19 protein-coding genes are annotated in these 18,754 nt (G+C 70.6%); 8 read left to right on the top strand and 11 right to left on the bottom strand.

The window, feature by feature from the left end:
• Window positions 1–193 precede the first annotated feature (193 nt).
• From BJ958_RS04335 to BJ958_RS28380, 3 genes are read right to left on the bottom strand one after another with little or no spacing between them, the layout of a single operon-like run.
• Window positions 194–1,705 (bottom strand): class I adenylate-forming enzyme family protein, encoded by a 1,512-nt coding sequence (locus BJ958_RS04335; RefSeq protein ID WP_179729980.1) that lies wholly within the window; start codon window positions 1,703–1,705, stop codon window positions 194–196.
• A 4-nt stretch (window positions 1,706–1,709) separates the two neighbouring features.
• The gene (locus BJ958_RS04330) at window positions 1,710–2,627 is read right to left on the bottom strand and encodes an alpha/beta hydrolase (RefSeq protein WP_179725706.1); all 918 of its coding nucleotides are present in this window, start codon (window positions 2,625–2,627) and stop codon (window positions 1,710–1,712) included.
• On the bottom strand, window positions 2,624–3,595 hold the full coding sequence (locus tag BJ958_RS28380; protein ID WP_179725705.1) for an enoyl-CoA hydratase/isomerase family protein: 972 nt from the start codon (window positions 3,593–3,595) through the stop codon (window positions 2,624–2,626). Before BJ958_RS28380 ends, BJ958_RS04330 begins: the two co-directional genes overlap by 4 nt.
• A gap of 99 nt (window positions 3,596–3,694) precedes the next feature.
• On the opposite strand from BJ958_RS28380, the gene BJ958_RS28940 reads away from it, so the two are divergent.
• Together BJ958_RS28940 and BJ958_RS04315 are read left to right on the top strand one after the other, a co-directional pair.
• The gene (locus BJ958_RS28940; RefSeq protein ID WP_179725704.1) at window positions 3,695–5,308 is read left to right on the top strand and encodes a GMC oxidoreductase; all 1,614 of its coding nucleotides are present in this window, start codon (window positions 3,695–3,697) and stop codon (window positions 5,306–5,308) included.
• Between the two features lie 5 nt (window positions 5,309–5,313).
• Window positions 5,314–6,006: a TetR/AcrR family transcriptional regulator gene (locus BJ958_RS04315; protein ID WP_179725703.1), complete on the top strand. Its 693-nt coding sequence runs from the start codon at window positions 5,314–5,316 to the stop codon at window positions 6,004–6,006.
• 25 nt (window positions 6,007–6,031) lie between these two features.
• Here BJ958_RS04315 and BJ958_RS04310 read toward each other — a convergent pair whose 3' ends face one another.
• The 4 genes from BJ958_RS04310 to BJ958_RS04295 are packed head-to-tail and all read right to left on the bottom strand — an operon-like array spanning window position 6,032 to window position 9,757.
• On the bottom strand, window positions 6,032–6,775 hold the full coding sequence (locus tag BJ958_RS04310; protein ID WP_218865596.1) for a hypothetical protein: 744 nt from the start codon (window positions 6,773–6,775) through the stop codon (window positions 6,032–6,034).
• Window positions 6,775–7,614: an alpha/beta fold hydrolase gene (locus tag BJ958_RS04305; RefSeq protein WP_179725702.1), complete on the bottom strand. Its 840-nt coding sequence runs from the start codon at window positions 7,612–7,614 to the stop codon at window positions 6,775–6,777. Before BJ958_RS04305 ends, BJ958_RS04310 begins: the two co-directional genes overlap by 1 nt.
• Entirely contained in the window at window positions 7,611–8,513 is a 903-nt protein-coding gene (locus BJ958_RS04300; protein WP_179725701.1) for an SDR family NAD(P)-dependent oxidoreductase, read from the bottom strand. Before BJ958_RS04300 ends, BJ958_RS04305 begins: the two co-directional genes overlap by 4 nt.
• Window positions 8,510–9,757 (bottom strand): NADH:flavin oxidoreductase/NADH oxidase family protein, encoded by a 1,248-nt coding sequence (locus BJ958_RS04295; protein WP_179725700.1) that lies wholly within the window; start codon window positions 9,755–9,757, stop codon window positions 8,510–8,512. The genes BJ958_RS04300 and BJ958_RS04295 overlap by 4 nt, the downstream gene beginning before the upstream one ends.
• 91 nt (window positions 9,758–9,848) lie before the next feature.
• Between BJ958_RS04295 and BJ958_RS04290 the strand changes: the two genes are divergently transcribed.
• The 4 genes from BJ958_RS04290 (at window position 9,849) to BJ958_RS04275 (ending at window position 14,178) form a co-directional block, all read left to right on the top strand.
• The gene (locus BJ958_RS04290) at window positions 9,849–10,463 is read left to right on the top strand and encodes a TetR/AcrR family transcriptional regulator (protein ID WP_179725699.1); all 615 of its coding nucleotides are present in this window, start codon (window positions 9,849–9,851) and stop codon (window positions 10,461–10,463) included.
• Window positions 10,460–11,452, top strand: a complete 993-nt coding sequence (locus BJ958_RS04285; RefSeq protein WP_179725698.1) for an NADP-dependent oxidoreductase — start codon at window positions 10,460–10,462, stop codon at window positions 11,450–11,452. The genes BJ958_RS04290 and BJ958_RS04285 overlap by 4 nt, the downstream gene beginning before the upstream one ends.
• Before the next feature lie 94 nt (window positions 11,453–11,546).
• The gene (locus tag BJ958_RS04280; protein WP_179725697.1) at window positions 11,547–12,407 is read left to right on the top strand and encodes an alpha/beta fold hydrolase; all 861 of its coding nucleotides are present in this window, start codon (window positions 11,547–11,549) and stop codon (window positions 12,405–12,407) included.
• A gap of 532 nt (window positions 12,408–12,939) precedes the next feature.
• Window positions 12,940–14,178 carry an IS256 family transposase gene (locus tag BJ958_RS04275; RefSeq protein ID WP_179725696.1) on the top strand — a complete coding sequence of 413 codons (1,239 nt, stop codon included), beginning with the start codon at window positions 12,940–12,942 and terminating at the stop codon, window positions 14,176–14,178.
• Window positions 14,179–14,350: 172 nt separating this feature from the next.
• Here BJ958_RS04275 and BJ958_RS04270 read toward each other — a convergent pair whose 3' ends face one another.
• Window positions 14,351–15,157 (bottom strand): MerR family transcriptional regulator, encoded by an 807-nt coding sequence (locus BJ958_RS04270; protein ID WP_179725695.1) that lies wholly within the window; start codon window positions 15,155–15,157, stop codon window positions 14,351–14,353.
• A gap of 79 nt (window positions 15,158–15,236) precedes the next feature.
• Here BJ958_RS04270 and BJ958_RS04265 point away from each other — a divergent pair, with 79 nt between their 5' ends.
• Window positions 15,237–15,596, top strand: coding sequence for a nuclear transport factor 2 family protein (locus tag BJ958_RS04265; RefSeq protein ID WP_179725694.1), 360 nt, complete (start codon window positions 15,237–15,239; stop codon window positions 15,594–15,596).
• A gap of 30 nt (window positions 15,597–15,626) precedes the next feature.
• Window positions 15,627–16,412 carry an SDR family oxidoreductase gene (locus BJ958_RS04260; protein ID WP_179725693.1) on the top strand — a complete coding sequence of 262 codons (786 nt, stop codon included), beginning with the start codon at window positions 15,627–15,629 and terminating at the stop codon, window positions 16,410–16,412.
• A gap of 59 nt (window positions 16,413–16,471) precedes the next feature.
• Here the strand turns inward: BJ958_RS04260 and BJ958_RS04255 are convergent, their stop codons facing one another.
• From BJ958_RS04255 to BJ958_RS04245, 3 genes are all read right to left on the bottom strand, one after another.
• A complete protein-coding gene (locus tag BJ958_RS04255) occupies window positions 16,472–16,789 on the bottom strand; it encodes a hypothetical protein (protein WP_179725692.1) in 318 nt (105 codons plus the stop codon).
• Between the two features lie 90 nt (window positions 16,790–16,879).
• Window positions 16,880–17,536, bottom strand: coding sequence for a response regulator (locus BJ958_RS04250; RefSeq protein ID WP_179725691.1), 657 nt, complete (start codon window positions 17,534–17,536; stop codon window positions 16,880–16,882).
• A complete protein-coding gene (locus BJ958_RS04245) occupies window positions 17,533–18,672 on the bottom strand; it encodes a histidine kinase (protein WP_179725690.1) in 1,140 nt (379 codons plus the stop codon). The genes BJ958_RS04250 and BJ958_RS04245 overlap by 4 nt, the downstream gene beginning before the upstream one ends.
• Between the last annotated feature and the right edge of the window lie 82 nt (window positions 18,673–18,754).

Here is an 18,754-nt window from a genome sequence, read left to right as displayed (position 1 = left end):
CGTAGACCGCTTGGGTTCGCTCCACAGTTGCTGGCGTCGCTTTGGGGCTGGACCGAACCGCCGTGGGTAGTACGGAAGCAGTCGACGTGCGGTTCTGGATCTCTCGGGATCGGGTCGGCCGAGACCCCAGCCGAGGAGGTGGGCTCCAGAAGCCGGCTGGGGTCGGCCCCGGGTCTCCCCCTGGGGCCATCGGTCATCTTCGGCCGTGGCGGTCGCCGTGATCTGCGTGCTCGGGTCGGCGCGCCCCACCGGTTCCCGCCAGCACGTCGACCAACGCCTTCTTGTCGAGCTTGCCGACCGCGTTCTTCGGTAGCGACTCGAGAATGTGAATGGCCGTCGGCCGCTTGTACCCACTGAGTCGTTCCCTGCAGCGGGCCTTGAGCGCGTCCGCATCAACCGTCGCACCGGAGCGAGCTTCGACGAACGCAACCACGACCTCGCCCCACTTCTCGTCGAGCACGCCAATGACAGCGGCCTCGAGAACGGCAGGATCTCCGTTGAGGACGTCCTCGATCTCTTTGGGGTAGATGTTCTCCCCGCCTCGGATGATCATCTCCTTCGACCGTCCGACCAAGGTCAGGTAGCCGTCACCGTCGAGCCGTCCGACGTCGCCTGTCCTGAGCCAGCCATCCACGATGGTGTTGGCCGTGTCCTCGGGGCGGCCGAGGTACCCCCGCATCACATTGGAGCCACGCACGGCGATCTCACCGATCTGTCCGTGGCCGAGCGCGTTCCCGTACGGGTCGAGGATCCGAACTTCCTGACCCGGGAACGGAACCCCGACAGACCCGGCCTTGCGGACGCCGTCGATCGGATTCGTGGTGGTGCCGCAGGTGCCCTCCGAGAGGCCGTAGGCCTCGATGAGCGGGAACCCGAAACGTCGCTCGAACCTGGCCAGCAGGTCGGCGGAGGCGGGTGCCGCACCGCACAGGGCGAACCTCACCGAGGACGTGTCGGGACGCACGGCGTCGGGGAGCGCCGCGAGCATGTTGTAGATGGTCGGGACCGCGGAGAAGAACGTCGGACGCTCCCGCTCGAGGACGTCGAAGAAGGTCGTCGGGTTGAAGCGTTCGGCCATCACCACGGTCGCGCCGGCGCGGAGCGTCATCAAGATGCTGACCACGATGCCGTTCACGTGGAAGAGCGGCAGGATCAGCAGGCATCGGTCGGCCCGCGTCACGTCGTAGGCCTGCTGTCCCATCCGGGTCATGGCATCGAGGTTGGCGTGGTCGAGCATCACCCCCTTGGGGACACCGGTGGTGCCGGAGGTGTAGATCAGCAGGGCCAGCGCCGCTGGATCGTGATGCGGCGCTCCCGGGGCCCGGGTGGACGTTCGGCACACCTGGTCGACCGACAGCGTCGGCGTGCCCAGCGCTGGGGCGGCATCGTCCTCGACGACCACCAGACCCGCCGCCGAGTCGCTGACCTGGTGCGCGGTCTCGGTCTCGGTGGCGGCCGGATTGATCGGGGTGACCGCCGCCCCCAGGCGCCAGGCCGCGAAGAGGAGGACGACGAACTCGAAGCGGTTGGTGAGCTTGAGGGCGACCACGTCGCCACTGCCGATGCCGAGTTCGGCGAGCTGCTCGGCCGCCGCGTGGACGGCCGCGAGCAGGTCGGCATTGGTCAGGTGGATCCTGCTGTCGGCAACGGCAGGACCGTTCGGGTCCTGGACGGCGCGGACGTCGGGAAGGCGGGCGAAGTGCATGCGTCTAGTCCTTGGACATGCCGAGGTGCCGGGTGAGGAACTCGGTCTGGTCCATGACGATCTCCTCGAAGGCCTCCCCGAGGTAGATGTCGAAGTGGCCGGCGTCGTAGCTCTTGATCTCGCCCTTCGGTGCACTCCGGGCGTAGGCGAGGGTCTCCTCGGCGGGGGTGACGGAATCGTGGTCGCAGACGCAGAACAGGATCGGCACCTTGACCTTCCTCGCCGCCTTCCCGGGCCGGTGCCAGGTGATGGTCGGCGCAACGCGCGCCGCGACCTCGTTGACGAAGGTCGTGCCTTCGGGGACGAGTGCCTGGTAGCCGGGCAGGGCGTCGGGCGCGGTCATGAGCGCCTTCTCTCCGGGCGCACCGGCCAACGTCAGCAGACGGGGCTCCCTGCCGCGGATCGCCGACCAGACATCGGCCCCGACAGTCGGGAGCAGCCTCATGGTGCCGATGGGCCCCAGCGCGCGGGCGGAGGCGAGACCGTCGGTGAACGGGCACTGCGAGACGGCGGCGCGCAGCTCGGGGTGGCGCGAGGCGACGATGATGGCGTGTCCGCCCCCGAAGGAGCTGCCCCAGACCGCGATGCGGCTGCCGTCGACGTCGCCGCGGGTCTTGGCGTGCGCGATGGCGGCGTCCCAGTCGGCCAGCTGCCGCTTGATGGAGAGCAGCTGACGAGGCTGGCCGGTGGAGTCGCCGAAGTGGCGGTAGGTGAAGGCGATCGCGGCGATCCCGGCCTGTGCGAAGCGCTCGGCGAAGGCGTCCAGTCGCATCTCGCGGGTGGCGCCCAGGCCGTGGCCCAGGATCACCACCGGGGGGCGCTCGACGCCGTCGGGAAGGAAGAGCCAGGCCGCGCAGGTGTCTCCGTCGGAGTCGAAGGTGATGTCGTGGCGCGTCACGTCGTAGCCGTTGCGTCCGGTCATGCGACCGCTCCCTTCGCTCCGGCGCCGCGGGTGGTGCCCGTCTCGAGGACCTGCTCGTAGACGCCAGGCTGGTACAGCGGCAGCTCCCCGGAGGCCTCGGTGTTGGCCATGTAGTCGAGCATCAGCTCTTGGCCGATGTCAGAGAGCGCAGTGGCGAGGAACTCGGAGCGCTCGATGTGCAACCCCTCCTCCAGGCTCGCCGACCCCCCGAAATACACCGATCGCTTGATCGCCGCCCTCGACGGCTTGGGCCGTGATCCGAGGCGCTCGGCGAGCTCGATCGCGCGGTCGAGCACCTGATCGGGCGCCACCACGTCGTCCACCGCGCCGATCTCGAGAGCCCGGGCCGGGGTGAACGGCTCACCGGACAGGATCGCCAGCAGTGCCTGGTGGTTGCCGACGAGGCGGGGGAGCCGCTGGCTGCCGCCGCCGCCCGGCATGATCCCGAGCAGCACCTCGGGCTGGCCGATGACGAAGTAGCCGTCGGCCATGACGCGCAGGTCGTTGGCCCAGCAGAACTCGGCGCCGAGGCCGAGAGCGGAGCCGTTGAGGGCGGCGATGAAGACGACCCCGCTGCGGTTCATCTTGAGGAAGGTCTGGTGCACCCGCTCCAGCTGGACGGCGGGCCACAGCGGCGTCCTGCCGAGCGCAGGCTTCATGCCGCCGGCCCGGTTCACTCCCCGCGCCGTGCGGGCCAGGACGGACGCGCCGCGCACGCCCACCGAGGGCACGGTCGCCCCGCCCTCCTGCAGCCAGCGCACCTCGGCGTGGGAGACGAACCGTTCCGGGTGGGTTCCGGTGAAGACCACGGCCTGGACCGCGGGATCGCTGTCGGCCCGGTCGACAAGCGCGTCGAGCTGCTCGGCGATGTCGTTGCCGAACAGCCCCAGTGGACCGCCGTCGATGCGGGCGACCAGCACCGCGCCGCGGTCCTCGATTGCGAGGTTGCCTCGTACTTCTTGTGCCATGACCGGTCTCCGTTGCGGGTCTGCGACGGCGGTGCTCCGCCGCTTGTCCCATCACGATAACGAAGTTATCCTGAGCCGACAACCCCTCGAGGAGACGCCGTGAGCAATGCCACCCATCCCCCGCTCGGCCACGAGACGGACTGCGACTGGGTCGTCGTCGGGTCCGGCTTCGGCGGGAGCGTCGCAGCCCTGCGCCTTGCCGAGAAGGGCCACCGGGTGGCGGTGATCGAGCGCGGACGGGCGTACGCCGACGACGAGCTGCCCACGTCGGCCTCGGACCGTCGCCGATTCGTCTGGGCGCCGAGACTGGGACTGCGCGGGATCATGCGCAACGTCCTGTTCCGGCACGTCTTCAGCTCCACCCAGACCGGGGTCGGCGGCGGCAGCCTGGTGTACGGCGGCGTCCTCTTCCGCCCCCACGAGGCCTTCTTCGGTCATTCCCAGTGGACGCAGCTCGCACCGTGGCGGGAGCACCTCGAACCCCACTACCGCACAGCGGAGCGGATGCTCGGGGCGAGCCGGACGCCCTGGGAGTCCGTGACCAGCGGCCTGATGCGCGAGGTCGCGGACCGCTTCGGGGGCGCCTTCGCGCCGGCGCCCGTGGCCGTCTTCTTCGGCGAGCCCGGTGTCACCGTGCCGGATCCCTACTTCGGTGGCGAAGGGCCCGATCGCACGGGATGCACCCGGTGCGGGCAGTGCATGACGGGTTGCCGCACCGGTGCCGCCAACCGACTCACCAAGAACTACCTCTGGTTCGCGCAGAGGCACGGCGCCCGGATCCTCGCCGAGCGCGAGGTCGTCGACGTGACCCCGCTCGGGGCCGCGGACGGGAGCGACGGCTACCGGGTCTCGACTCGCCGGCCCGGCACCAGGTGGCGACGAGGGCGCACCAGCATCACGACGCGCGGCGTCGTGTTCGCCGGCGGCGCGGTGGGCACCAACGCCCTCCTCGCGGACTGCAAGCACCGCGGGTCCCTGCCCGCCGTGAGCGACCGTCTGGGTCACCTCGTCCGCACCAACAGCGAGGCCGTGCTGTCGGTCCTGCTCCCCGAGGACGTCGGCACGTGGCGCGACGTGACCGCGAGCAGTCGAGTGGTCGTCGACGGCGACACCCAGATCGAGTTCCTCACCTATGGTCCGCGCGGCGACTTCATGCGGCTGATGTTCACGGTCCTGGTCGGCGAGGGCCCTGCCGTAAGCCGCCTGCTGCGCTGGCTCGGCACCGTGCTGCGGCACCCCCGACGCTGGCTGGCGACGATGCGCTCGGGCTGGAGCGCACGGACCCTGATGATGCTCGTCATGCAGCCACGGGACAACGCGATCCGGTTCACGGCGAGGAAGCGGGTCCTGGGGAGCGGATACCGGCTCACCACCGGACGTGACGACGCACGCCCCGCCCCGACGTACATCGACGCAGGGCACCAGGTCGCACGGTGGCTGGCCGAGCGCACCGGGGGCATCGCCCAGAGCAGCGTGTTCGAGGCATTCGGGAACCGGCCGATGACCGCCCACGTGCTCGGCGGAGCGGTGATCGGCGCGAGTCCCGACACAGGCGTCGTGGACGACCGACTCCGCGTCTTCGGCTACGAGAACCTGGTCGTCTGCGACGCAGCCGCCCTCCCGGCCAACCCCGGCGTCAACCCTGCGCTGACGATCACCGCGTTGGCCGAGCACGCCATGGCCCACGTCCCTGCGGCCGGTTTGGGACGATGACGACCATGGCGAGAGATTCCACGGCGACCGACGGCCCGGCGAACGACATCCCTGATCGACTCATCGCCGCAGCCGTAGCCATGCTCGCCGAGGAAGGGCCCTCGGCCATCAAGGCCCGGGCAGTGGCTGCACGGGCCGGCATGTCGAGCATGGTCGTCTACAACTACTTCGGCGGCGTCCCCGAGCTGCTCAGCGCAGTGGAGGATCACGGCTTCGACCAGTTGGGGCAGGCGTTCGCGGAGGTCGGGGCGAGCGACGATCCCGTGGCCGACCTGTTCACGATGGCCCTCACCACGCTGTCCTACGCGCGGGCGAACCCACACCTGTACGACGCCATGTTCGGCCTCTCGACCCGCGCCACCTACCGCCCCACGTCCGCGAAGGGCGAGCGTCGTGCCGGCCACTCCCCAGCGTTCAACACCGCGTACGCCCACGTCGTCGAGGCAGCCACGCGGCTGGGCTCCGTCGGCGGTCTCGCCGTCGAGGACCCGAGAGCGGCGGCCGGCGCGCTCTGGAGCTTCGTCCACGGCTACATCGCGCTCGAGCTCTCCCAGCACTTCGCCGAATTCGCCGACCCCGTCCGGCAGGTACTGGTCCCGATGGGCGTCACCTTCTGCGTCGGCCTGGGCGCCGACCACGCCTCCGCCCTCGCCTCGCACGAGACCGCGCTCCGGCGCGCCTGGCACCCGGGCCCCTGAGCGGACCGGGTGCCCGCGCTCCCGGCTACAGGCCCGCTCGCCGGGCCTCCGGCAGCTGGGGGTACGGCGGCCGGTCGGTCCCGAGCGTGCCGGTGCAGGCCAGCGGCCGGGCCTGGAGGAAGACGCCGACCCGATGGGTCTTCTCCTTCAACGCATGGGTCATGGCGCTCGCGTGGCCGCCCTTCTTGTAGGCGAAGTCCTGCGCCAGGCCGTAGGTCTTCCACAGGCTGATCGAGGTGTGCTCGTACGGCAGGTGGGACGAGATGTCGATGCTGCCGCGATGCCCGGGGTGGTGGGCCGCCCTGCTCGCTGCGTGCGCGTTGTTGCGCACGAACTCGAGGAGCCGCCCGTGGCGCAGGATGCCATGCACGATCGCAACCATGGGCTCGTCCTCCGCGAGCGGATCGGCCCCCTCGGCGCTGGGCCGCCAGCCGTGCCAGTCGTCGCGCTCGGACTCCGAGTCGATCCTCACCCGCACGACCTCGCCGTCCATGCTGAACCGGCCAGGGCCGTCGATCGCGCCGCACAGCGGGCCGGCGAACGCCGCCTCGGCCGCCTCGGGCGACCCCCAGGCCGCCACGAGCGCACACCCGCCCGGCACGAGGCTGGGCACGAGGGCGTGGGTGCCGTTGTTGGCGTAGTTCACCGACCCGCCGCGCAGGCCGTCGACGCCCTTGCCGATCGCGCGCGCCAGGTCACGTCGCCACCGCAGCCGACCGCCCGGCGGCCGCCCGAAGGCGTCGATGGTGACGAAGTCGGCTCCGCCCATCAGCTCGCCCCCAGGAAGTCGAGGACCTCGGGCACGAACTCGTGGTGGTACTGGAACACGCCGCCGTGCCCGGAGTCGGGGTAGATCCGGAGCCGGGAGTCGGGCAGTCGGGCGGCCATGTCCTTGGAGTGCTCGCTGGCGACCATCAGGTCGTTGTCGCCATTGGCCACGAGGACCGGGATCTTGATCTGCGACAGGTCGTCACTACGGTGCAGTCCCGCGCTGGTGATCGCGCGCACCTGCGCGATGCCGGCCTGCCGGGAGATCGGCGTGTCCAGGTCCGACGTACGCTCCGCGAGCCGCGCGAAGTAGGCGTTGGCCGCCTTCTTGCCCTCCCGGGTGCGCGGGAAGAAGAGGAAGTGACGCGGGTCCTTCCGGCTCAGGAAGGCCTTGGCGTAGGCACCCCCGACGATGAAGGGCATCTTCCAGATGCCCCCGCCGCCCCGCGGGCCGGTGCCGGCGAGCACCATCCGGCGGACCAGGTCGGGCTCCTGGAGGGCGACCATCTGGGCCACGCCCCCACCGAGGGAGAAGCCGATCAGGTCGACCTGGTCGTGGCCCAGCGCCCGGATGAAGGCGATCGCGTCGGCACCCATCTGTGCGACGTCGGTGGGCACCCGGCCGCCGGTGCTCCCGACGCCCCTGTTGTCGAACGCGATCACGTGGTGCCGTGCGGCGACGCCGTCCAGCACGCGCGGGTCCCAGTCGTCGAGGACGGCGGTCAGGTGGTGCAGGAACACCACCGGTACGCCGCCGGGCTCGCCCAGCTCGCGGTAGGCGAACGAGGTGCCGCCGACGTGGATCGTCTTGGTGGGCGTGGTCTTCCAGGCGGTGGTCATGGCTTCTTCCTTCGTGAGGGTGCTGCAGACGTGGCTGCGGGCGTGGGTACGACGGCCGCCGGGCGGGAGTCGAGTCGGGCGAGGACGTCGAGGATGCGGCGGTCGCGGCTGAAGCGGGTGTCGAGCGTCGGGTTGAGGACGCCCCGCAGGGAGGACACCGGGCCCCACAGGTTCGGGCGGATGACCCGCACCGCGCGGCTCTCGAGTCCGTCCGCGATGCCGGCTGCGGCCTGCTCCGGGGTGATGCGCTTGAGCATCGCCTTGGGCAGCGCGCCGAGCAGCTCCATGACGACCGGGTCCTCGTCGACACCGCGCGCGATCATGTCGGTCTGGACGAGGGAGAAGTACGCGGTGAGGACGGAGACGCCGTGGTCGGCGAGCTCGATGCGCAGACCGCGTCCGAGCTGCTCGACGGCCGCCTTGCTCATGGCGTACGGGATCGTGCCCATGCCGTTGAGGAAGGCGAAGACCGAGCTGATCAGGACGACCTGCCCCTGCCTGGCGATCACCTGGGGCAGAGCCGCGGTCACCGTGTTCGCAACGCCTGTGACGTTCACCGCCAGGGTGGCCTCGATGTCGGCGGTGGGCGTGTTGCGCAGGGTGGCCGCCTTCGCGAGAAGTCCGGCGTTCGCGATCACGACGTCCAGTCGCCCGAAGTGGTCGACCGCCTGGGCCACGGCGGCCTCGAGCGTGGCGGGGTCGCGGACGTCGGCGACGCAGCCCAGGGAATGGATCGGATGCAGGTCCGTCGCACGACCGGGCGTCGCCGGGTCGATGTCGGCGATCACCACGCGCGCGCCGCGACGGAGCAGGGTGCGGGCCGTCGCGGCGCCGATCCCGCCGTTGCCGCCGGTGATGAGGACGACCTTGTCGGCGAGGTCGTAGGCGGCGCGACTCACTTCAGCCCTCTGCGCGGGACGAGGGAGACCCGACCGTTGCGACGCAGCATCGCCACGGCGGTGACCAGTGGCCCCCGGTCCAGGTCCGGCTCCATGCCTCGCGCCAACCGGTGGAGCTGGTCGGTGTTCCAGCTGATGTTGAGGAAGCCGTCGAGTGCCTTGAGGTCGGTGACGCGGCCGAGCAGCCCTCGCATGCCAGCGCGGATATCGTGCGTCTCGAGCGTGGCCACGCGTCCCTCGAGGATGCCGGCCGCGGCATCGGTCGCGGTGACGGTCGGGCGGGCGATGCCGACGGCGTCGCAGTCCCCGGACGCGAGCGCCTCCTCCATCGCGGCGCGGCTGCGGAAGCCGCCGGTCACCGCGATCGGGATCGCGCCGGCCTCACGTCGTACCGACCGTGCGTAGTCGAGGAAGTAGGCCTCCCGCTCCCGGGTCGAGGATGCTTCCGAGCCACCCATCGCCGGAGCCTCGTAGTTCCCGCCGCTGACCTCGATCAGGTCGACGGCCTCCTGGGCGAGCGCGGCGACGACGGCGCGCGAGTCGTCCTCGGTGAAGCCGCCCCGCTGGAAGTCGGCGGAGTTCAGCTTCACCGCGAGGGCGAAGCCGGGGCTGACCCGCGCGCGCACGCGCCGGACGACCTCGATCAGGAACCGCATCCGTCGTTCGGGACTGCCTCCCCATTCGTCGGTGCGCAGGTTCGTGAGGGGCGAGAGGAACTGGGTGATCAGGTAGCCGTGGGCCGCGTGCAGCTCGACGCCGTCGAACCCGGCCTCCTCGCAGACCGCGGCGGCGGTCGCGAAGCGCTCGATGACGTCCTCGATCCCGGCTGCGGTCAGCTCACGCGGCGTGGCGGCGCCGGGCATCGCCAGCGGGACGGCACTCGGGGCCACCGGGCGGTGGCCGACGTCGAGCAGGTTGGACTGGCGGCCGGGGTGGTTCAGCTGCGCGAGGATCAGCGCACCCCCGTCGTGCGCGGCCTTGGCCCACGCCGTCAGCTGCGGCAGGGCGCGACGGTCCTCGATCACGATGTTGCCCGGCTCCCCCAGGTGTGCCCGGTCGACCATGATGTTCCCGGTGACGAGCAGTCCGTAGCCACCCTGCGCCCAGCGGCGGTAGAGGGTGACGATCCGGTTGTCGGGCGAGTTGTCAGCGTCGCCCAGGGCCTCGCTCATCGCCGCCTTCACGATGCGGTTGGGCAGGCGTACGCCGGACGGAAGGTCGAGCGGATCAGCGAGAAAGGCCATGACGACTCCAGATTTCGAAATTGCAGTACGGTCGTAATAGTATGATCGTAATGCTACGATTCCCGCAAGCCCCCGAGAGGAGATGGACCCCATGGCGCGCTACAGCCCGGAGCACAAGGAGGCGACCCGGCGTCGCATGATCGAGACGGCCGGGCGCCGGTTCAAGAGCGACGGCATCGACGGCTCCGGCATCGCGACCCTGGTCGCTGACGCCGGCCTGACCAACGGCGCCTTCTACGGCCACTTCTCCTCGAAGGACGACCTGGTCGCCGCGGTCGTGGCGCAGCAGCTCGAGGCCCAGGTCGCCGTCGTGAACTCCCTGCCGGCCGGACTCGCCTCGGTCGAGCAGTACCTGCAGTACTACCTCTCCCCCGCCCATCGCGACGACCTCGCCGGCGGCTGCCCCTCAGCGGCCCTCCTGGACGAGATCGGGCGGTGCGACGTGGCGGTCCGTGAGGCCTACACCGCGGGCGCGACCGCGATGATCCAGGCCATCGCACGTCACCTCGACAACGGAGACCCGGACCAGACCGAGCGGCGCGCGATCGGGCTCTTCTCGCTGCTCGTCGGATCCCTCCAGGCGGCCCGCGCGGTCACCGACCCCGACCTGTCCGACCGCATGCTCGCGGCGGCGTACGCCAATGCGGTGGCCCTGGCCACCGCTCCCCATCCTCCCGTCCACCCGAACCGTCAGGAACCCGAATGAAGGCCTTCGTCGTCACCCACTACGGCCCTGACGGGCTCAAGGCTGCCGACGTCCCGGCACCGAGCGTCGGGCCGCGCGACGTGCTCGTCGACATCCGGGCCGCCAGCATCAACCCCCTCGACAAGATGGTCCGCAACGGCGAGTTCAAGCAGCTCCTGAAGTACAAGCGTCCGTTCGTCCTGGGCCACGACCTGTCCGGGGTGATCACGAAGGTCGGCGCCGACGTCCGCGGCCTCGAGGTCGGGGACGAGGTCTACGCGCGGCCGCGGGACCTGCGCATCGGCGCCTTCGCCGAGCAGCTCGCCATCGACGCCGACGACGTGGCGCTCAAGCCGAGCTCCCTGTCGTTCGAGGAAGCCGCGGCCGTCCCGCTGGTCGCGCTCGCCGCCTGGCAGGCACTCGTCGACGTCGCCGACGTCCGTCCGGGGCAGAAGGTGCTCGTTCACGCCGGCGCCGGCGGACTCGGCTCGACGGTGATCCAGGTCGCCAAGCACCTCGGTGCCCACGTCGCGACGACGGCCCACACCAAGGACGTCGACAAGGTCCGCGCACTGGGCGCCGTCGAGGTCATCGACTACACCCGACAGGACTTCACCCAGGTCGTGTCCGGGTACGACGTCGTCCTCGACTCGCTCGGAGCCGCCAGCCTCGAGAAGTCCCTGACGGTCCTCAAGCCCGGCGGCCTGGCCATCAGCGTCGTCGGCCCGCCCGACCCCGCCTTCGCAACCCAGCTCGGACAGCCCCTGCTGAAGCCGGTCATGGCCCTGCTCAGCCGCAAGGTCCGCCGCCGCGCGAGGAAGCTGGGTGTGCGCTACTCCTTCTTCTTCATGCGGGCCAGCGGCGCACAGCTCGCCACCCTCGCCAACCTGTACGACGCAGGCACGCTGCGTCCCGTGCTCGACCGTGCCTTCCCCTTCGACCGCACCCTCGACGCGATGGCCTACGTCGAGCAGGGCAAGGCCGCCGGCAAGATCGTCGTCACGCGATGACCCTGCTCTCCGCCGGCCGGACCAGCAGCCGCCGGCGACACCTGGGCGTCACGCACGGCGCGCCCGTCCTCCACCAATGAATCGAGAGCCCTTCATGAGCGCCACCGGCAACGACCCCGTCATCACCTCCTACGCCCAGGCCCCGGCCCGCACCGTCAGCGCGGGAGGGGTGACGTACGCCTACCGGGAGCTGGGCCCCAAGGGCGGCATCCCGGTCGTCTTCTTCGTCCACCTCGCCGCGACCCTCGACAACTGGGACCCCCGCATCGTCGATCCCATCGCCGAAAACCGGCACGTCATCACTTTCGACCAGCGTGGCGTCGGAGCCTCGACCGGCCAGGTGCCAGCCACCCTCGAGGAGGCAGCCGACCACGCCTACGAGTTCATCACCGCTCTAGGGTTCGAGCAGATCGACGTCTTCTCGTTCTCGATGGGCGGCATGATCGCCCAGGACCTGATCGTCAAGCACCCCGACCTGGTCCGCCGGCTTGTCCTGACCGGCACCGGGCCGCGCGGCGGCAAGGACATGGACAAGGTCGTCGGCGTGACCTACTACGACATCCTCCGCGCGACCCTGACCCGCTCCGACCCCAAGGAGTACCTCTTCTTCAACCGCGACGCCACGGGCAAGGCAGCCGGGAAGGCCTTCGTCAAGCGGCTCCAGGAACGCGACATCGACCGCGACAAGGACATCACCCTCAAGGCACTGCGCACCCAGCTCAAGGCGATCCAGAAGTTCGGCCGCTCCGCGCCCTCCGACCTGTCGACGTTCACCCAGCCCACACTCATCGCGAACGGCGACCACGACCGCATGGTCCCCACCGTCCTGTCCGAGGATCTCCACCGCCGCATCAAGGGCAGCGAACTGATCATCTACCCGAACTCCGGACACGGTGGCATCTTCCAGTTCCACGAGCAGTTCGCGCCCGCCGCAGCCGAGTTCCTCGCCAACTGAAGGCCCAAGCCAGCCGCCCCTACGCCGCTGCGCAACGAATGGCGGAACCGAGGCGCCTTGTCCGCCAGGCGAGTAGAGAGGCGCGGGCCTTCTCCTGGATTTCGAGCCGTGCCCGCCGCCGCGAATCGGGGTAGGTTGTCACAACTGCGGTACAAACAGCCGGCCATCTTCGACGTTCACGCAGGTCGACATGGGTGAGTCAGTCAGTATTACGACATCTGACCGGGCCTCCGGCTGCGGTCGTCCAGCTACGCCGAATGACCGCAACGAACAGCCGCTGACCTGCACAAACGCCGCCGAGCGACCCCTTGGTCACTCGGCGGCGTTTGCTGTTGTCAGCCGCTCGTCGGTCACAGATCCGGTACAACTCGCGGAAGCCTTGCCTTCCGCCCGCTTGATCGCGGTGACGTCCCGCCGAGTGGTGTAGTTCCTCGGCGTTGAGGTTCGTCGTGTTGCCGGTGACGTAGGCGGCCATCGTGCGACGGTCAGTGAGTACTTGCGACAGACACTCACGGATAGGACACGAAGCACGATGGCCTTGGACAATGCTGCACTACTCGAGGTACTTGAAGCCATGCAGGCCGGCGGGGTCGAGGACCGCGTCCGCACCGCGGCACAGACGATCTACCAGGCGTTGATCGACGCCGAGCTCACCGCTGTGATCGGCGCCGGCCCCTGGGAACGCACCGACCAACGCACGACACAGCGCAACGGCTCCCGGCCGCGGACCCTGTCCACGACCGCCGGCGACCTGGAACTGCGGATCCCGAAGCTGCGGTCGGGATCCTTCTTCCCCTCACTGCTCGAACGCCGACGACGGGTCGACCAGGCCTTGTTCGCGGTGGTGATGGAGGCCTACCTCCACGGTGTCTCGACCAGGAAGGTCGACGACCTGGTCAAAGCACTCGGCGCGGACACCGGGATCAGCAAGTCCGAGGTCTCCCGCATCTGCGCGGACCTCGACGAGGAAGTCGGCGCGTTCCGCGACCGGTCGCTGGGCGAGATCACCTACCCGTACGTGTTCCTCGACGCCACCTACTGCAAGGCCCGCGTGAACCGTCGCGTGGTGTCCCAGGCCGTCGTGATCGCCACCGGAGTCACCGCCGACGGGCGCCGTGAGGTCCTCGGGTTCGACGTCGGGGACAGCGAGGACGGGGCGTTCTGGACCGCGTTCCTGCGCGGTCTGAAGGCCCGCGGCCTGGGTGGTGTCCAGCTGGTCATCAGCGACGCCCACACCGGCCTGAAGACAGCGATCGCCGCTGTCTTTGTCGGCGCGAGCTGGCAGCGGTGCCGGGTCCACTTCATGCGCAACGTCCTCGCGGTCGTACCGAAGGGCAACGCTGAGATGGTCGCCGCCGCAATCCGCACGATCTTCGCCCAACCCGACGCCGAGCACGTTGGTGAGCAGTTCGAGGTCATCGCGGCGATGCTCGGCAAACAGCTGCCCAAGGTCGAGCAGATGTTGCGTGATGCCCACGACGACCTCCTCGCGTTCACCGGGTTCCCGGTGTCGCACTGGAAAAAGATCTGGTCGACCAACCCCTTGGAGCGGCTCAACAAGGAGGTCAAACGCCGCACCGACGTCGTCGGCGTCTTCCCCAACCCCGAGGCCCTGCTCAGGCTGGCCGGGGCCGTCCTGGTCGAAGCCCACGACGAATGGCAGGTCACCGCCGAACGTCGCTATCTGTCCGAACACTCCATGGAACTCATCACCGGCACCAACAAGACCGAGCAGGAGGTGGCCAAGCCCGAACTCATGACGGCATCATGAGAACCACTGACCCGCACGGTGTCGAGGAAACTCCACCACGACGCGGGACGTCACCCTTGATCGCTCCCGGGCCGACGTCGGACATAGGTGCCCGTAGACCTGGCGTCCGTCGGCGCCGGCGGGCGGGCGACGGACGCTCGTGGCAACCGGCGGAGACGGCGGACGACGGAACCTAGGGGCTGGGCGCCACGCGGAACACGGGCCACCCGATCTCGGTGCGCCACGCAGCGCTGTCGTCGGTGTCCCGCGGGCCGACCAGGTAGCGCTCGCGTACCGGTCCCGCCACCGTCAACGCGTTGCCGGCCACCCAGGAGCCAAGCTCGCCGTAGGTCACGTCGATGCCGTCGTGCTCGCCCTGGTGGGTGGTGACGGCGAGCTCGACGGCGGGCAGGGTGACCGGGCGGACCCGGCCGCGGGTGGGTGGTTCCGGAGCCGGCCGGTAGAGCAGCAAGCGCCCACGACCGCTCTCGAAGAGAGCGTTGTCGTAGAGGCCGCCGGGCGGTCCGTGCTCGGCCCCGGGACCGAGCGCTGCGTCGAGCTCGGCCATCGCGCCGGCGTACCAGGCCTCGACGTCGCCCTCCCCCACCACGTCCTCGACCGCCGCCACTGTGACTGCGGGTTCCGCGCGGACCTCCACCTGCAGCGGCGCCGGCTCCGGGGACAGCAAGCGACGCAGGGCGCCGACCGCCGCGCGGGTGCGAGCGAGCTCGGACTCCAACCGTTCGAGGTGCTGGGCGACCAGCGCAGCTCGCTGCTCCGGGTCCGGAGAGCGAAGGATGCGCTGGACGTCGGACAAGGGGACGTCGAGCTCCCGCAGCCGATGGATGACCTGGGCGACCGGGATCTGGTCGGGCGAGTAGTACCGGTAGCCGCTGGAGACGTCGATGGTCTCCGGCTCGAGCAACCCCGCCTCGTGGTAGCGCCGCAACGTGCGGATGCTGAGGTGCGTCATCCGGGAGAACTCACCGATCGCCAACATGGCAGCAGTGTGCACTCTCCCCCGGGGAGAGACTCCAGCCCTTGACCCTCGCGGCGCGCGAGCGCCCACGCTCGTCCACATGGACGACAACACCAACACCCCGACCGACACCCAGCAGCTGCCCACCACGATCCGTGCCTTCAACGACGCCCACGCGGCCCGCGACGCCGACGCCGCGCTGGACCTCCTGGGCCCGCAGGCCGTCATCTCCGACGTCGGGGAGTCCTTCAGCGGCGAGGCGGCGCTGCGCCGGTTCATCAGCGAGGCGGGAACCGAGTTCACCTACACCGACGAGATCACCGGAGTCGTTCGCGACGGCGACACCTGGGTGGTGAGCCACCACCTGGAGGGCGACTTCCCCGGAGGGAAGGCGGACCTGGACTACCGGTTCGCGCTCGACGGCGACCGGATCGCCCAGCTGGACATCGTGCTCGGCTGACCGGCCGCTCGACCATTCAAGGAGGAACCCATGTCCACCACAGAACGAGACCGACTGGACGGCCGCCGGACGCTGGTCACGGGCGGAACCAGGGGGTCGGGCCAAGCAGTCGTGGCGAGGCTCCGCGAGCTGGGAGCCGACGTCTGGGTGTCGGCCCGCACGATGCCCGCCGGGTACGAGCGCCCCGACCGCTTCGTCGAGGCCGACACCTCGACGCCCGAGGGCACCGACACCCTCGCCCGCCGGATCGCAGAAGGCGGCGCGCTGGACATCCTCGTGCACGTCGTGGGCGGCTCGACGACACCACCCGGCGGGTTCGCCGCCGCCACCGACGAGCAGTGGCTGACCGAGATCAACCTCAACCTTCTCGGCGCGGTCCGGCTCGATCGCGCGCTGCTCCCGGCCATGGTCGAGGCCGGGTCGGGCGTGGTCCTGCACTTCGGCTCGATCCAGCGCCAGATGCCCCTGCACGAGGCGACCCTGCCCTACGCGGCAGCGAAGGGTGCGCTGCGCACCTACAGCAAGGGACTCGCCAACGAGCTCGCACCTCACGGCATCCGGGTGAACACCATCAGTCCCGGCGGCATCGAGACCGAGGGCTACGAGGACTTCCTGGGCAAGCTCGCCGAGGCGAGTGGAGGCACCCGGGAGGAGGCCGAGCAGGGCGTCCACGCCGCCCTGGGTGGAGTCCCCCTCGGTCGCTTCGCACGGACGGAGGAGATTGCCGACCTGGTCGGCTTCCTGGTGTCCGACCGGGCCTCGTCGATCGTGGGGGCCGAGTACGTGATCGACGGCGGGACCGTCCCGACCGTCTGACCGAGGACGACTCGGCGGCAGCGACCCGCCGTCTGCTGGCTCGACCTGACGATGACGGCTCAGCGGCGGACCGCGCGCGTGACCTTCTTCAGCACGCCCGCACCCGCGCCCACACCACGAGGGATCAGGCGGTGCGGCTTGCCGTTCGCCAGGTCGACGACGGAATCGGCGATCCCCCAGGTGAGCTTGCCCTCGGACAGCTCGACCAAGGTCTCCAAGGGGAGGCCGACGGTCATGTCCTCCAGCTCCTGACGCTCCTTCTCGGTGGCGACGGGAGGGAGCTGGCGCACGATCAGCGCCTTGAACGCGCGCCCGGGCAGCGTCGAGGACAGCTCGAGCACGGTGGACTGCCGGGTGAAGGGCCGGTCGTGGGGCATGGGGTCTCCTGTCAGGACGCTGGACCGCGGAGCGGCACCGCACAACGTACAGCGGATCGCCGGCCCGGTGAGCCCATTCGCGGACCGGAGTCAGTCGGCCCGGACGCGCCGGGTGTCGTAGGCCCACATCGCGACCTCGACGCGGTTGCGGGCACCGAGCTTGGTCATCAACGACGCGACGTGGGTCTTGACCGTGCTCAGGCCGACGAAGAGCTCGGTGGCGATCTCGGCGTTGGTCCGGCCCCGCGCGACCAGCGAGAGCACCTCCTCCTCGCGCTCGGTGAGCGGGTCGACGGGCTGGACCGGGGTCGCCGGGGCCTGGTCGGCGAAGGTCGCGAGCAGCCGGCGGGTGATGTTGGGGGCGATCAGCGCGTCGCCGCTGGCCGCGGCGTGGATGGCCTGGACCAGCAGCTCGGGTCCGGCGTCCTTGAGGAGGAAGCCGCGGGCGCCGGCGCGCAGGGAGCCGAGGACGTACTCGTCGAGGTCGAAGGTGGTGATGACGACGACCGCCATCGGGTCCGTCACGTCGGGCCCGGCCAGGCGCCGGGTCACCTCGACGCCGTCGAGGCCGGGCATCCGGATGTCGACGAGCAGGACGTCGGGGCGCAGCCGGGTCGCCAGGTCGAGCGCGGCGAGCCCGTCCGCCGCCTCCCCCACGACCTCGATGCCGGGTTGGGCACCGAGGATCATCACCAGGCCGGTGCGGACCAGGTCCTGGTCGTCGGCCACGACGACGCGGACGGTCATGCCGGGCCCGCCGCCGGCAGCACGGCCTCGACCACCCAACCACCCTCGGGCCGTGGGCCCGCGGTGAGCGAGCCGCCGAGGAGCTGGGCGCGCTCGGCCATGCCCTGCAGACCGAAGCCCGACGCCGCGGCCGGACCCGGCTCGATCCGACCGTCATCAGTGACCCGCAGCCTGACGGCAGCACCGTCGCGGCGTACGTCGATCCCGACCCGCGTCGCGCCCCGGGCGTGCCGTACGGCGTTGGTCAGCGACTCCTGCGCGAGCCGGTAGAGCGTCGCGTCCACGGCGGGCGCCAGCAGGGTCAACGAACCGTCCAGCGTGACCTCGACGGCCGGCGTCGCGTCGGCGCGCGCCAGGGCAGGCAGGTCCGCGACACCCCGCTGCGGCGAGTAGGCGACGGCCTGCGGCTCTCGCAGCACCCGCACCATCGACCTCATCTCGGCCAGGGTTCGCGACGCCTCGGACTCGATCGCGGCCAGGACCTCGGCGGCCTTCTCCGGCTGGGCGCCGGCAACGACACCGCCGGCCTGGGCCTGCACCGCGATGGCCGAGACGTGGTGGGCCACGATGTCGTGCAGCTCGCGCGCCAGGGCGACCCGCTCCTCGTTGCGGATCTCGCGCTGTTGCCGGTGCCAGAGGTCCGCGCGGTAGCGGAACACCGCGGCGAGTGCGACGACCAGCAGCAGGAGCACGGTCCCGCCGAAGACGTCGGCCCGGCCCGCGGAGGTCGCGTACATCCCCAGCGCGACGACGACGGTCACGTACGCCGTCCCCAGCACCGCCTCCCGTCCCGAGCCCCACCGCACCAGGGAGTGGAGCAGGACCAGGACGGCCGACATGGAGTACAGGTCGAGGTCGCCGTGGTGGGGGGTCAGCTCGAGGACCGAGAGCACCCCGGCGACACCCCACCCGAGCAGGGCGGCCACGAGCGGGCGGCTGCGCCGCCAGAGCAGGGCGGGCACGAGCGCCAGGGCGAGCACGGTCACCAGCGGTCGCCACGCCACGTCGGGCCGGGCGATGCCCTCGACCAGCACCGCAGCCGCGAACACGCCCACCAGCAGTCGGTCGAGACGACCGACGGGCGGGGCGTCGGCAGGCCGCGGCTCGTCGAGGAGGGAACGCCGGACGGTGACCACGGCCCCAGCCTAGGGATCGACGCGCCCCGGCATACCCGCCGAAAGTACGAGAGAGGGACCGTGCCATCGGCCGGGGCGACCG

The organism is Nocardioides kongjuensis (assembly GCF_013409625.1).
GTDB classification, from domain to species: domain Bacteria; phylum Actinomycetota; class Actinomycetes; order Propionibacteriales; family Nocardioidaceae; genus Nocardioides; species Nocardioides kongjuensis.
Note: the sequence above shows the minus strand (reverse complement) of the source record. Positions and strands in the feature narration are given on the sequence as shown.